Origin of the sequence: Roseomonas populi (genome assembly GCF_024594815.1) — a bacterium.
Lineage (GTDB): Bacteria > Pseudomonadota > Alphaproteobacteria > Acetobacterales > Acetobacteraceae > Roseomonas > Roseomonas populi.
In genome coordinates this window covers 14,365-26,478 of the sequence record NZ_JANJOU010000039.1, presented here as the reverse complement: position 1 = coordinate 26,478, position 12,114 = coordinate 14,365, and the positions used below count along the sequence as shown (strand labels likewise).

Below are 12,114 nucleotides of genomic sequence, written 5' to 3'. Positions count from 1 at the left end.
GCACTCTCGCGGCCGCGACCAGGTGGGCGGGGCAGGGGAGGCGTCGTCGAGAAAGCTGAAATCCGACCTGGCCGCGGGTTCGGCGAGGGGTGGGGACTCTACCGACGGCCGACGCCGGGGCTGGCGAGCCACTCCCCGCCGCACCGGTGCGGGCCTGCGTCACTAAGGTATCCGGCAGGCGGCTGGAGGAGGTAGAGGCCGCGATGCGGGGCTCGCCGCCTCGCTCAAGCGGGAGGATTCGAACCGGGTTGGGTTCCGCCCCGAGGTGCCGACCGACGTCTGGGGCTGGGGCGCGAAGGGAGAACTGGACCTGGCGAAGGTGTAACCGGTGTCGTGAGCGTGAAGGAGGTGGGAGACACCCGGAAGGACCAAGGCAGTCGCGAACTGCGCGCTTCCCGAAGGTGCCGTCAGGCCGGCCTCGAGCAACACCGGGCACCGGCACGCTGACCGCCAGGGGTCCTCGGCCGTCCACCGCGATCGTGCCCGGAGGTAGCCTCCCCGGGCGCGGCTTCGCCCGTATCAGGGCGTCGCTGCACGCGCGCGCCCGTTGGTTGCGGGGGGGGGCGGCAGCATCGGACGAGGGAGCGGGTTGCACGTCCATGTCTGCCCTAGCGCCCTTCTCGCGTCGTGAGGTACCGAGAACTTGAAGCGCGGACTTCGCCGGCGGGCAGCCAGATCGACTCACTCGAATGTTGCGGTTGCAAACGTACCCTCTGCGGGCGCTCCATCCCGCCCGGGCGGGGATCATCCGCTCGGGAGGAAAGAAGCCATGGAAGACAGTTCCGTACAGGATCGGCGGACGGTGCTGCGCCTGACCGGCCTTGGCCTGACCGCGGGTGCGGGCCTGGCAGGCACGCCCGCATCGCCGGCCGTGGCCCAGACCACCACATCCCCGCCAACGCCCGCCGCGGGCAACGCGGCGCGGCTGCGCGGGATCGACATCACCACGATCGTCACCGATAGCGGCCCGGGGCTGGGTGTGCGCACCCCGCGCGGCGTGCTGGACGTGGCCGCGGCTGAGCGTGCGATGCGGCAGGGACTTCCGGTTACGGCCAGCGACCTGATCCAGGGGCGGGGCAACATCGCGGCCCTCGGTGCCCTGCTGGCGGACGGCGCGGCGAGGGCGCCGGCGGCTCAGTTCATCCCCGAGGCCCAGGTCCGGTTCGGCAAGATCGTCGAGAACCCCGGTAAAATCATCTGCGTCGGCCTGAACTACGCGGCCCATGCGGCCGAGGGAGGCTCGCCGCCGCCGAAAGAACCGATCCTGTTCAACAAGTACAACAGCGCGCTCAACCACCACGGCGGAACCATCCGGGTCACAGGTGAGCCGGCCAGGAACTGGGACTACGAGGCGGAGCTGGTGCTGGTGATGGCCCGCGGCGGGCGCAACATCCCTGAGGCACAGGCGCTGGACTACGTCTTCGGCTACGCGAGCGGCAACGACTTCACCGCGCGCGACCTGCAGAACCGATCCACGCAGTGGATGCTGGGCAAGACGGTCGACGGTTCCGGCCCCTTCGGCCCCTGGCTGGTCAGCGCGGATCAGGTCGACGTGAACAACCTGGACATGAAGATGATCGTCAACGGCGAGGTGCGGCAATCGACCAACACCAGCAAGATGATTTTCAACTGCGCCCAGATCATTGCCTACTGCTCGAAGCACTTCACCCTGGAGCCCGGAGACGTCATCTTCACCGGCACCTGCGAGGGCGTGATCGCGGGCTACCCGCCGGAGAAGCGGGTGTGGCTGAAGCCGGGCGATCGCATGGTCACCACCATCGAGAGAATCGGCGACCTGCACGTCACCCTGACCTGACTGGCTGGGCGGCAGCCGGTTGGGGACTGGCTGCCGCCACCGTCCGTGCTGCTTGCACGCCCCGGTTTTCCCGACTTCCGACATCACCACCGTCGAGCGGGAACTCGCCCTCGCTAAGCTGGGAGGCGAGCCCATCCTGCGGCTCCCGTCCTTATTGCTGCTCAGGCCTCCCAGGACGGAGGAGGCAACCTTGCTGAGGGTTCTCGCCCGCCTCTGCGGCGCGCTCTCGGCCCTCGTCGCGTGCCCCTATCCGTCGGCCGTCACCACGCTCGCCGGGGCCGGCCAAGTCTGGCGCGCCGCGCGCCCTGAGGACGGGGTTCTGCCCCGGGTTGCGCCAGAGATCCTCAAACTGATCAGGGCTGCCTTCAAGACGGACGCAGGCACCCTCCGACGCCTCCACCCCGCGTTGCGCGCAGCCATCGGGGCCACCCTGCGCGGACCCGGTCACGGCCGCGCGCGAGGAGTCGTGCCGCCGTGGCCAGCCGCTCCGCGGTGAGCGACGTGTGCAGGTGCCAGGGAGCGGAACGTCCGAAGGAAGGGAGGCGTCCGACATGATCGTGGATCTAGCGACATCGCATGGAAGAGGACACGTCCATCCTTGTGAGGCGCCGTCGTACGGGAATGGCGAACCAGCCGGCACTTCGCAGCTTCCGCTCGAAGCGAGGAATGGCCAACTCACGCTCTGCGGGTGCCAGGAGGGAAAGGGGCGCCGGCTTATGCGTCCGCCTGCGCCCTGCTCACCGTGGAAGCACGACGGCGGCTCGCGCAGCACCCACGTGCGGTCACGAGGTGATTGCCTCGAAGCGCCAAACGCCTTCCGGGGTCTCGCTACGGCGAGCACGCCCGCGGTGCTGTAGAAGGGCGAGGTGGGCGAGCGACTCACCCAGTGCGAAGGCGAGCTGCCGTCCCTCGAAAGCCCTGCCGAAAAGGAGCGGCAGGGCTTCCAGAGCGGTGAGGCCGGGGCCCAGGCCAGCGGCCAGCCGCGCCAGCGACGTCTCGTGGTGATGCCGGAGGGCCGCGATGCGGCCGTGCAGATCCTGGAAGGGCTCACCGTGGGAGGGGAGCACACGCGTACCAGCCGGGATCCGCAAGAAGCTTTCCAGGGCCGTGAGGAAGACGCCGAGCGGGTCCGCATCGGGCTCGGTCGGCTGGAGCCCGACATGCGGAGAGATCCGGGGTAGGATGTGGTCGGCCGAGATCAGGATGCCGCCCGCCTCGTCGTGCAGGCAGGCCATCTCCGGCGAATGCCCCGCCCCGATCCGCACCCGCCAGCGCCGATCCCCTGTCCGGAGCAGATCGCCCTCCGCGATGGGATCGAAGCTGCGGGGCAGGGGGGCGACGCTGCCGCGATAGGGAAAGCCCGCGCCGCGCAACCAGGCCAGGTGCTCCGGCCCGGCGCCGGCCCGGCGCTGGAGGTCGATGAACAGCTCCGTCAGTTCGGCCTCGTCCTGCATCAGCAGGATGCGCGTCCGCTGCCACTCGCTGCGGGGCATGAGGAGCGGCGCGCCCCACTCGGCGCAGACCCAGCCGGCCAGCCCGACATGGTCCGGGTGGAAGTGGGTGACGAGCACGCGCGTGACCGGCCGGCCGCCGAGCGAGGTGGCGAAGATCCCCCGCCACAGGTCGCGGGTGGCCGCATCGCCGCGGCCGGTATCGACGAGGAGCCATCCTTCCCCGTCCGCGATCAGCCAGCAGTTCACGTGGGACGGCGGGCCCGGAAGCGGCATGCAGGCCCGCAGCAGCCCGGGCGCCACCTCCGCCAGCCTGCCCGGGGGCGGCCGGCCCGGCGCCGGCAGGCTCACGCCGTCACGCCGGCATAGGCCTCGCGCAGGCGGCGCTTGAAGACCTTGCCCATGCTGTCCCGCGGCATGTCATCCACCAGCCAGACCCGCCGCGGGACCTTGTAGCCCGCCAGCCGTTCCCGCAGGTGGTCGCGCACACCCTGCGCGGTGGGCGCGGCGCCGGGGCGCGGCTGCACGGCCGCGACCAGGGCTTCCCCGTATTCCCGGTCCGGCACCCCGAAGACGGCGCAGTCCAGCACGCCAGGGTGGGTGATCAGCGCGGCCTCGATCTCGGCGGGGTAGATGTTCACGCCGCCAGAGATGACCATGTCCCGCTTGCGGTCTGTGACGAAGAGGTAACCCTCCTCGTTCAGGTAGCCGACATCGCCGTTGGTGACGTGGCCGTCCCGCTCCACCCGCGCCCGCTCCTCGGGCATGTTGTGATAGGTGAAGGGCAGGGCGTTCGGCCCGGAATCCACGTGGATCTCGCCCACCTCGCCGGGAGGCAGGACCCGTCCCTCCTCGTCGAGGATGCGGATGGAGGTGCCGGGCAGGGCGCGCCCGACCGTGCCGGGGAAGCGCAGCCATTCCTCCGAGCGGGAGGCGGCGATGAGACTGGCCTCCGTGGAGCCATAGGTCTCCGAGAGGATGGGGCCCCACCACGCGATCATCCCGCGCTTCACCTCCGGCGCGCAGGCGGAGCCGCCATGAGTCACGCCCTCAAGCGAGGAGACGTCGTAGCGGGCGCGCACCGCCTCGGGCAGCTTCAGCAGGCGCACCAACATGATGGGAACGAGGGCGAGGTGCGTGAGCCGGTATCCCTCGATCGCGCGCAGCAGCGCCTCCGCGTCGAAGCGCGGCATCACCACGATCAGCTCGGCCTGGGCCAGCGCCACGCGCGCGCTGGAGGCCGGGCCGGCATGGTACAGCGGGCCGACCACCGCGGTCCGCATGCCCTGCCGGGCTCCGCCCACGAGGTTGCGGATGCGCCGGGCGGAATCGTGCTGCTCCGGCGTGCCGGGCAGGCGTCGCACGCCCTTGGCCCGCCCCGTCGTACCGGAGGTGTAGAGCATCATGCCGAGGGAAGGTGGGGTCGGGGCCGTCCAGGGCGGGTGCGCGTCGCGCCAGCCGGGCCAGTCCAGGGCACCGGGCGGGGCGGCGGGCGGCGCGCCGATCCCATAGGCTTCCAGGATCTCGGGCGGCGTCGGCACCACGATCACCGCCACCCCGGGCGGCACCGTGGCGGCAATCCCCGGCAGGAGGTCCGCGTGCACGATCAGCACGCGCGCGCCGCTGTCGGTCAGGACGTGCGCCGCTTCGTCCGCACGGAAATGCCAGTTGATCGCCACCAGCGCCGCGCCGATCCGGTCCGCGGCCAGAATCACCTCGAGATAGGCGGGCTCGTTCCGCATCATCACGGCGATCCGCTCGCCCGGCGCGACGCCGAGTGCGGCCAGGCCCGAGGCCGCGCGCGCGGCCCGGTCGCGCAAGGTATCGCCGTCGATCGTCACGCCGCCGAAGACGATGGCCTGGCTCATGCGTCCACGGCGTCCATCGCGCCCAGGCGGGTCAGGCGTCCTCGGGCCGCCACGGCCTCGGCCATCAACGTGTCGATGATGGCTTCCATCGGCTCTACCGACGCCGTGAAGGCGGCTGCCGGGCCGCAGGAGAGCATGCCCCGCTCTACATCGCCGTTGCGGTAGGCGTGGTCGCGCGAGGTCGTGCCGCCGACGAGGTCGGAGAACTCCTCGTGGCCGCGGGCACCGGCGGCCTCGCGCCGCAGCACCTCGCGCGCGGTCTCGTTCTCCAGCACGCGCCAGGCGCCCATGGGATGATTGCCGGAGAAGGTGAGGACGGAGGATTCCTGCTCTGCCGCGACGATCCGCTCCTTGTAGGTGGGATGGGCCCAGACCTCCTCGGCGGCAAGGAGGCGGGAGCCGAGCAGCACGCCCTCCGCCCCCGCGGCGAGGGCCGCAAGGATGCTGTCGCCCGTCCCAATGCCGCCGCCGATCACCAGCGGCACGTGCAGGGTGCGCGCCGCCATAGGGGCGACGATGAAGGAGGAGAACTCCGCATTCCCGGGATGGCCGCCCGCCTCCCGCCCAATGATGGTGATGGCGTCGGCCCCCGCCCGCTCCGCGTTCAGCGCATGGCGCAGCAGGGGGCATTTGTGGATGGCGATGCCGCCGGCGGCGTGGATGCGGTGGATCAGGTCGCCGGGGGCACGGCCCACCGTCTCGAAGTGGCGGACACCGGCACGGAGGGAGAGGTTCAGCCACTCGTCCAGGTGCAGGTTGTGGTTCTCGACGCGGGAGACGTTGAGGTTCACGCCGAAGGGCAGTCCCTCGCACAACTCGCGGCAGCGCACGAGTTCCCGCGCGAAGGCGCCGGGGCCGGGGAAGGAGCGCGGGGTGAGGAAGGCCATGCCGCCTGCCCGCACGATGGAGGCGACGTAGCGCGCATCCGAGAGCCACATCAGCCCGCCGCCCAGGATGGGGTGGCGGATGCCGAACAGTTCCGTGATGCGCGTGCGGAAGACCGGGGGATGCATGGCCGTTTCCCTCAGGGCATCGCGTAGCCGCCGCTCGCGCCGACGTGCTGTCCGGTGACGAAGGCGGCGCGGTCGGAGGCGAGGAAGGTCACGATGCCGCTGACATCCTCCGGGCGGGAGAGCCGGCCGAGGCCCTTGGCCGAGGGATAGGCGTTCAGCATCTTCGCCAGCCGCTCGTTGTTTTCCGGCGTGGCGTCGGCGCTGGTGGCCTGGTTCGGCGCGATGCCCTCGTGCGAGACGGCACCGAGGACGACGACATTGGCCGTGACGCGGTCCCGCCCGTGCTCCTTCGCCAGCGCCTTCGTCAGCCCGATGATCGCGGCCTTGGCACCGGAATAGGCGGCCAGCCGCGCCTCGCCCACGCGCCCCGCCTCGGAGGCGATGGAGATGATGCGGCCCCATTTCTTGCCGACCATGTCGGGCAGCACGGCGCGGCAGCAGTACATGGTGCCGTAGACGTTCAGCTCCACGGTCTGATGCATCTCGCGGTCGGGCGTCTCGATGAAGGTGGGGGGCATCCCGCCCTTGGCGCGGCGCTCCGGCGTGACGCCGGCATTGTTCACGAGAATGGTTATAGGGCCGAAGGCGTCCCGGCCCTTCGCGACCAGTGCGTTCACGGAATCGGCCTTGGTGATGTCGCCGGGGGAGGCCACCGCCTCGCCGCCCGCGTCGCGGATCTCCTTTGCCACCGCCTCGGCGCGCTCGGGGAAGAGGTCGTTGACGACCACCTTCACCCCCTCCGCCGCCAGCTCCTTGCAGATGGCGCGGCCGACGCCCTGGCCGCCGCCGGTGACGAGGGCGACCTTGCCCTTGAGGTTCAGTTCCATGGTGCCCCCTCAGCGCCCGACATAGACGGGCTTGCGTTTCTCGACGAAGGCGCGGAAGCCCTCGCGCCGATCCTCGCTGTCGGTCAGCATGCCGGCGGCGTAGCGCTCGAACTCGAAGCCAGCGTCGATCCCGCCGCCGATGCCCGCGTTCACGGCGCGCTTCGCGAAGGCCACAGCCAGCGGGGGCATCTCCGCGATCTTCCGCGCCGTCTCCATCGCAGCGCCGAGCACGTCGCTCTCCACCACCTTGCTCACGAGGCCGATGGTGAGCGCCTTCTCCGCCGTCATGTGCTCGGCGGTGAACATCAGCTCCTTCGCCATGCTCGCGCCCACCGCGCGCGGCAGGGTCTGGGTGCCGCCGGCGCCGGGGATGGCGCCCAGCCGCACCTCCGGCAGGCCCATCTTCGCGTGGGCGACCGCGTATCGAATGTCGGCGGTCAGGGCCAACTCCATCCCGCCGCCGAGCGCCACGCCGTTGATCGCGGCGATCAGCGGGCGCTCGAACTCCATCATGCCACGGATCAGCGCGTGCGTGGCCTTCTGCGCCATGAAGTATTCCGGCCCGGTGCGGCGCAGCTCCGCACGTTCCTTGATGTCGGCCCCGGCACAGAAGGCGCGGTCCCCCGCGCCGGTGAGGATGGCGCAGCGCAGCCCCGTATCCTCCTTCGCCAGCCGGAAGAAGGCGGTCGCCAGGTCCTCCTTCATCGTGCCGCCGATGGAGTTCATCCGGTCCGGCCGGTTCAGGGTGACCACGGCGACGCCGTCCGCCGACTCGTAAATCAGCGTTCCCAGTTCCTCGCGCATCCGCCTCTCCCTCAGTCCCGCCGCAGCACGTGGCCCACGGCCACGGAGCCCAGCCCGATCATGTGCGCCAGCGCCGTGCGCGCGCCGGGGTGCTGCCGGCCCTCCGCCTCGCCGCGAAGCTGGCGGACGATCTCCGCGATCTGGCCCGCCCCGGTTGGCCCGATGGGGTGCCCCATGCCGAGCAGGCCGCCCGAGGGGTTCACCGCGCAGCCCCCGCCGCCGATGTCCCACTTGCCTTCGCGCAGCTGCGCCGCGCCCTCGCCGAGGGGGCAGAGGCCGAGCGCCTCGGCGTAGACGATCTCCTCGATGGTGAAGGCGTCGTGCAGCTCGATGATGTCGATCTCCTCCATGCCAACGCCTGCCGCGGCCAGGGCGGAGAGGCCGGAGCGCTGCACCATCTCCACCAGGCTCCAGCCCTCGTCCGCCACCGCGTGCTCGGAGGATGAGACGGAGGAGAGCACGCGGATGGCGCGGCTGCGGTCCAGCCCGTGCTTCCGGATCGCCTCCTCGCTCGCCACGATCACCGCCGCGGCACCCTCGCCGCGCGGCGTGCATTGCAGGGAGGTGAGGTCGCCCGCGACGGGGTTGCTGTTCAGCACCTGCTCCAGCGTGCGCGGCTTGCGGAACTGGGCGTAGGGGTTGCGCGAGGCGTTGCCGTGGTTCTTCACGGCCACGCGGGCCAGGTCCTCCCGTGTCAGGCCGTACCTGTCGCGCCAGGCGCGGGCCATCAGGGCGAACTTCACGGCGGGGATCTCGGCCGCCGGTGTCAGGCGGGGGATGCCGTCCTTGTGCGCCGCGCGCTGGCCGCTGCCGAACTTGTCCACGCCGAGCGCCAGCGCGATCTCGTGCTGGCCGCTGGCCACCATCAGGCAGGCCGTGCGGAAGGCGGTGGAGCCGGAGGCGGAGGCGTTCTCCACCTGCATCACCTCCAGCCCCGTGGAGCCGATGTGGCGCAGCATCACGCGCCCGGCGGCCATGCCGATGGCGCCCGTGCCGATGGCGGCGAAGGTCACGTCCGGCCATTGCAGCCCGGCATCCGCCAGCGCCCCCCGCAGCGCGGTCAGGCCGAGGGCGAGGTAGGGGGTCTCCGTCGGGAACTGGTAGGGGTGCATTCCGATGCCGACAGCGCGCACGGGGCGCATGGAGGCGAGCCCGCTCATGACGCCACCCGGAAGCGGCAGGCGAGCACCGGCCCGCCCTCCCGGTCCTCCGGGACCAGCACCGCCTCCACCCTCGTGCCCGGCGCGGGCTCCTCCGTGCCTTCGAGAACGCCGTCCAGCACGATGCCCTCCTCCAGCCGCAGCCGGGCGACGAGCAGCGGCACCTTCATGCCGGGGGAGAGCGGCTGGTGGACGGTAACGCAGATCAGCACCTCGCCCCGCCCGCTCAGCTCCACGGGCTCGGCCGCCTCGGCCGGCGTGCCGCTCCCGCCGATGCCGTAGGGCGTGCGCGGGAAGGCGAGGGTGCCCGTGGCGGGATCGCGCAGCGCCAGCAGCACGGCGCCGTCGCCCACGCCCGATGGGGCGTAGAGGGTGGGGTCGCGAAGGTCCAATGCACCTACTCCAGTCGGATGCCGGCGCGGCGGATCACCTCCGCCGCGCGCTGCCGCTCGGCGGCGAGATGGGCGGCGAAGTCCCCCGGCCCCGCCCAGTAGGCCTGGCTCCCGAGATCCTTCATCCGCGCGGTGAAGACCGGCCCCTGCACGGCGCCCCGCAGCGCGTCGGACAGGCGCGCGACGATCTGGGCGGGCAGGCGGGCAGGGCCGACGAGGCCGAGCCAGGTGGTGATCATCACGCCCGGCACGATGTCCTTCAGCAGCGGCACCTCCGGCATCTCCTGGAACGGCTCGGCGCCGGTCTGGGCCAGTGCGCGCAGCACGCCGTTGCGGATGTGCGGCGTGGTGGTGGAGACGCTGTCGATCATGAAGTCCACGCCGGCCGCGATCAGGTCGGTGACCGCGGGGCCGCTGCCACGGTAGGGAACGTGAGTAATGTCCAGCCCGCCATAGGCCTTCAGCATCTCGCCCGCGATGTGCATGGAGCTGCCGATGCCGGCGGAGGCGTAGTTCATCTTCCCCGGCCTGGCGCGCGCCGCGTCGATCAGCGCGCGGGCGTCGCGGTAGGGGGAATTCGCGGGCACGACGAGGACAAGCGGGCTGCTGGTGGTCTGCCCGATCGCCGTCACGTCCCGCGCGGCGTCGAAGGTGAACCTGGGGTCAAGCAGCGGGTTCACGACGAGCTGGCCGGGGCTGGCGAGCATCAGCGTGTACCCATCCGGCTCCGCGTGGACGAGCAGGTCGGTCGCCACGTTGCCGCCGCCGCCGGAGCGGTTCTCCACCACCACGGGCTGGCCCAGCGCCTCCGCCAGCAGGGGCTGCAGCAAGCGGGCGGCGATGTCGGTGGCACCTCCCGGCGCGAAGCCGACCAGCAGCTTGACCGCGCGCGTGGGAAAGCCCTGGGCGTGCAGCGGGCGCGGCGCGAGGGGCGCCAGCGCCGCGGCTTCCAGGAGGTGGCGTCGGGTGGCCCTCATTGCGGGCGGATCCCGGCCAGTTCCACGCCGCGCGCGGCGCGGGCGCGCTCCTCGGCGAAGAAGGTCCTGAAGGCCTCCGGCCCGAGATAGGCCGGGCCATTGCCCACGGCGCGCAGCCGCGCCGCCGCTTCCGCCTCCTCCAGCGTCGCGCGCGTGGCATCGTCTAGGCGGCGCACAAGCGGCTCCGGCAGGGCGGCGGGCGCGACAATCGCGGTCCAGCTCTGCACCACCACGTCCGGGTAGCGGTCGGACAGGCGGGGAAGGTCGGGATAGGCGAGGTCCGGCAGGGAGCCACCATTCGCGATGACCCGGATCACGCCGGATTGCAGCTGCGGCAGCAGCGGCCCTCGGCTGTCGAAGAGGAAATCGACCTCTCCGGCGGCCAGGGCATTGATGGCGGCCGCGCTGCCGCGATAGGGCACGTGCGTCGCCCTGGCACCGATGGCGTTGAGGAAGACCTCCGCCCCCACATGCATGGCGAAGCCGATGCCGGGCGAGCCGTAGTTCGACGCCTCGCCCTTGCGCTTCAGGTGGGCGATCAGCCCGTCCACGTCCGTCACGCCGATGGAGGCGGGCACGGCCAGCAGGAAGCCACCGGCGGTGATGCGGGAAACCAGCCGGATGTCGCGTACGGGATCGAAGGGCAGGTCCCGGTAGAGGTAGGGATTCAGCGTCAGGATGCCGCCGGAGGTGACCATGATCGTCGCGCCGTCCGGGGCGGCGCGCGCCAGGAACTCGGCGGCGATGTTCCCGCCGGCACCGGGCCGGTTGTCCACCACCACGGGCTGTCCCAGACGCTGCGCGAGGCCGGGCTGCACGATGCGCGCGATCAGGTCGGTGATGCTGCCCGGCGAGGAACCGCAGACGGCGCGGACGGCCTGTGCCTGGGCATCGGCGGGCCAGGCGGCCAGCAGCGGGGGCGCGAGAGCCAGGGCGGCCAGGGCGGCACGCCGCGGGGTGGACATGGACGATCCTCCGTCGATCCGCCGCGTTGGCCGCCGCTGGACCCCGAAACACATGCAGTGACCGAATGGTATCCGAAGTGACTTTGAAGTCAACTCAAATGACGCGCACGGAGGCCCGGCTTGCGCTGGCCCGCCGGTGCGGCCATCACATGCGGCAAAGCGGGATGGGCCAATGAACCGGACGGCGAGCGTGAAGAAGCCGGCGCGTTGGGCGGATGCCGTCCCGGCGCGCGAGGCGCAGTTCGAGACAAAGCGCCGCGCCCTGGTGCGCGAGGCCGCCCGCGCCTTCGGCCGCCGGGGATTCCACAACACCTCACTGGAGGAGATCGCGGAGGCGCTGGGCGTCACCAAGCCCGCGCTCTACCGATACGTCCGCACGAAGCACGAGATCCTCTACGAGGCGAAAACGATCGCCTTCGACGCGGGGGCAGAGGCGCGCAAGGCTGCCTTCGCTGCTAGCGAGGACCCGCTAGAGCGGCTGCGCCTCTACATCGTGAACTACATCGACCTCGTGACGAGCGAGCTCGGCTCCTACGCCGTTCTGGCGGAGCCGGTGACCTCTCTGCCCCCGGAATACGCCGATCCCATCCGCGCGCGCATGCGCGAAGCGGACCGGGCGCTGCGCGACATGGTGCAGGCGGCGATGGACGCCGGATCGATCGCGCCTGGCGACCCGAAGCTGGTGGTCGCCTTCTTCATGGGCGCGATCAACCACATCGCCCGCTGGTACACGCCGGACGGGCCGCTGACCGGCCGGGAGATCGGCGAGACCTTTGCCGGCTTCGTGCTGAACGGGCTCCGCGGGGCGGGCAGGGCGGCGGAAACTTGACTCCCGGGTAAC

11 protein-coding genes are annotated in these 12,114 nt (G+C 71.5%); 2 read left to right on the top strand and 9 right to left on the bottom strand.

All coding sequences use genetic code 11. From position 1 onward, the window contains the following. Positions 1–769 precede the first annotated feature (769 nt). Positions 770–1,816: a fumarylacetoacetate hydrolase family protein gene (locus NRP21_RS26895; RefSeq protein ID WP_257719331.1), complete on the top strand. Its 1,047-nt coding sequence runs from the start codon at positions 770–772 to the stop codon at positions 1,814–1,816. Positions 1,817–2,598: 782 nt separating this feature from the next. Here the strand turns inward: NRP21_RS26895 and NRP21_RS26890 are convergent. The 9 genes from NRP21_RS26890 to NRP21_RS26850 are packed head-to-tail and all read right to left on the bottom strand — an operon-like array spanning position 2,599 to position 11,273. Continuing rightward, positions 2,599–3,618: an MBL fold metallo-hydrolase gene (locus NRP21_RS26890; RefSeq protein ID WP_257719330.1), complete on the bottom strand. Its 1,020-nt coding sequence runs from the start codon at positions 3,616–3,618 to the stop codon at positions 2,599–2,601. After that, entirely contained in the window at positions 3,615–5,135 is a 1,521-nt protein-coding gene (locus NRP21_RS26885; RefSeq protein WP_257719329.1) for an AMP-binding protein, read from the bottom strand. Before NRP21_RS26885 ends, NRP21_RS26890 begins: the two co-directional genes overlap by 4 nt. Beyond that, positions 5,132–6,148 (bottom strand): NAD(P)H-dependent flavin oxidoreductase, encoded by a 1,017-nt coding sequence (locus NRP21_RS26880; RefSeq protein ID WP_257719328.1) that lies wholly within the window; start codon positions 6,146–6,148, stop codon positions 5,132–5,134. The genes NRP21_RS26885 and NRP21_RS26880 overlap by 4 nt, the downstream gene beginning before the upstream one ends. A gap of 11 nt (positions 6,149–6,159) precedes the next feature. Next, positions 6,160–6,975 (bottom strand): SDR family NAD(P)-dependent oxidoreductase, encoded by an 816-nt coding sequence (locus tag NRP21_RS26875; RefSeq protein WP_257719327.1) that lies wholly within the window; start codon positions 6,973–6,975, stop codon positions 6,160–6,162. 9 nt (positions 6,976–6,984) lie between these two features. Further along, complete coding sequence (locus NRP21_RS26870; RefSeq protein WP_257719326.1) at positions 6,985–7,779, bottom strand: enoyl-CoA hydratase/isomerase family protein; 795 nt, start codon at positions 7,777–7,779, stop codon at positions 6,985–6,987. Between the two features lie 11 nt (positions 7,780–7,790). Further along, positions 7,791–8,939, bottom strand: a complete 1,149-nt coding sequence (locus NRP21_RS26865; RefSeq protein WP_257719325.1) for a thiolase family protein — start codon at positions 8,937–8,939, stop codon at positions 7,791–7,793. Beyond that, positions 8,936–9,331 carry a Zn-ribbon domain-containing OB-fold protein gene (locus NRP21_RS26860; protein ID WP_257719324.1) on the bottom strand — a complete coding sequence of 132 codons (396 nt, stop codon included), beginning with the start codon at positions 9,329–9,331 and terminating at the stop codon, positions 8,936–8,938. The genes NRP21_RS26865 and NRP21_RS26860 overlap by 4 nt, the downstream gene beginning before the upstream one ends. Before the next feature lie 5 nt (positions 9,332–9,336). Then, positions 9,337–10,308, bottom strand: coding sequence for a Bug family tripartite tricarboxylate transporter substrate binding protein (locus NRP21_RS26855; protein ID WP_257719323.1), 972 nt, complete (start codon positions 10,306–10,308; stop codon positions 9,337–9,339). Further along, positions 10,305–11,273 carry a Bug family tripartite tricarboxylate transporter substrate binding protein gene (locus tag NRP21_RS26850; protein ID WP_257719322.1) on the bottom strand — a complete coding sequence of 323 codons (969 nt, stop codon included), beginning with the start codon at positions 11,271–11,273 and terminating at the stop codon, positions 10,305–10,307. The genes NRP21_RS26855 and NRP21_RS26850 overlap by 4 nt, the downstream gene beginning before the upstream one ends. A 172-nt stretch (positions 11,274–11,445) precedes the next feature. Between NRP21_RS26850 and NRP21_RS26845 the strand changes: the two genes are divergently transcribed. Beyond that, complete coding sequence (locus NRP21_RS26845; RefSeq protein ID WP_257719321.1) at positions 11,446–12,102, top strand: TetR/AcrR family transcriptional regulator; 657 nt, start codon at positions 11,446–11,448, stop codon at positions 12,100–12,102. Positions 12,103–12,114: the final 12 nt, after the last annotated feature.

Bases quoted from the DNA above. Each gene is read 5' to 3' on its own strand.
- NRP21_RS26870 (WP_257719326.1), bottom strand. From the start codon at position 7,779: ATGCGCGAGGAACTGGGAACGCTGATTTACGAGTCGGCGGACGGCGTC.
- NRP21_RS26875 (WP_257719327.1), bottom strand. From the start codon at position 6,975: ATGGAACTGAACCTCAAGGGCAAGGTCGCCCTCGTCACCGGCGGCGGC.
- NRP21_RS26865 (WP_257719325.1), bottom strand. From the start codon at position 8,939: ATGAGCGGGCTCGCCTCCATGCGCCCCGTGCGCGCTGTCGGCATCGGA.
- NRP21_RS26880 (WP_257719328.1), bottom strand. From the start codon at position 6,148: ATGCATCCCCCGGTCTTCCGCACGCGCATCACGGAACTGTTCGGCATC.
- NRP21_RS26855 (WP_257719323.1), bottom strand. From the start codon at position 10,308: ATGAGGGCCACCCGACGCCACCTCCTGGAAGCCGCGGCGCTGGCGCCC.
- NRP21_RS26885 (WP_257719329.1), bottom strand. From the start codon at position 5,135: ATGAGCCAGGCCATCGTCTTCGGCGGCGTGACGATCGACGGCGATACC.
- NRP21_RS26850 (WP_257719322.1), bottom strand. From the start codon at position 11,273: ATGTCCACCCCGCGGCGTGCCGCCCTGGCCGCCCTGGCTCTCGCGCCC.
- NRP21_RS26895 (WP_257719331.1), top strand. From the start codon at position 770: ATGGAAGACAGTTCCGTACAGGATCGGCGGACGGTGCTGCGCCTGACC.
- NRP21_RS26845 (WP_257719321.1), top strand. From the start codon at position 11,446: ATGAACCGGACGGCGAGCGTGAAGAAGCCGGCGCGTTGGGCGGATGCC.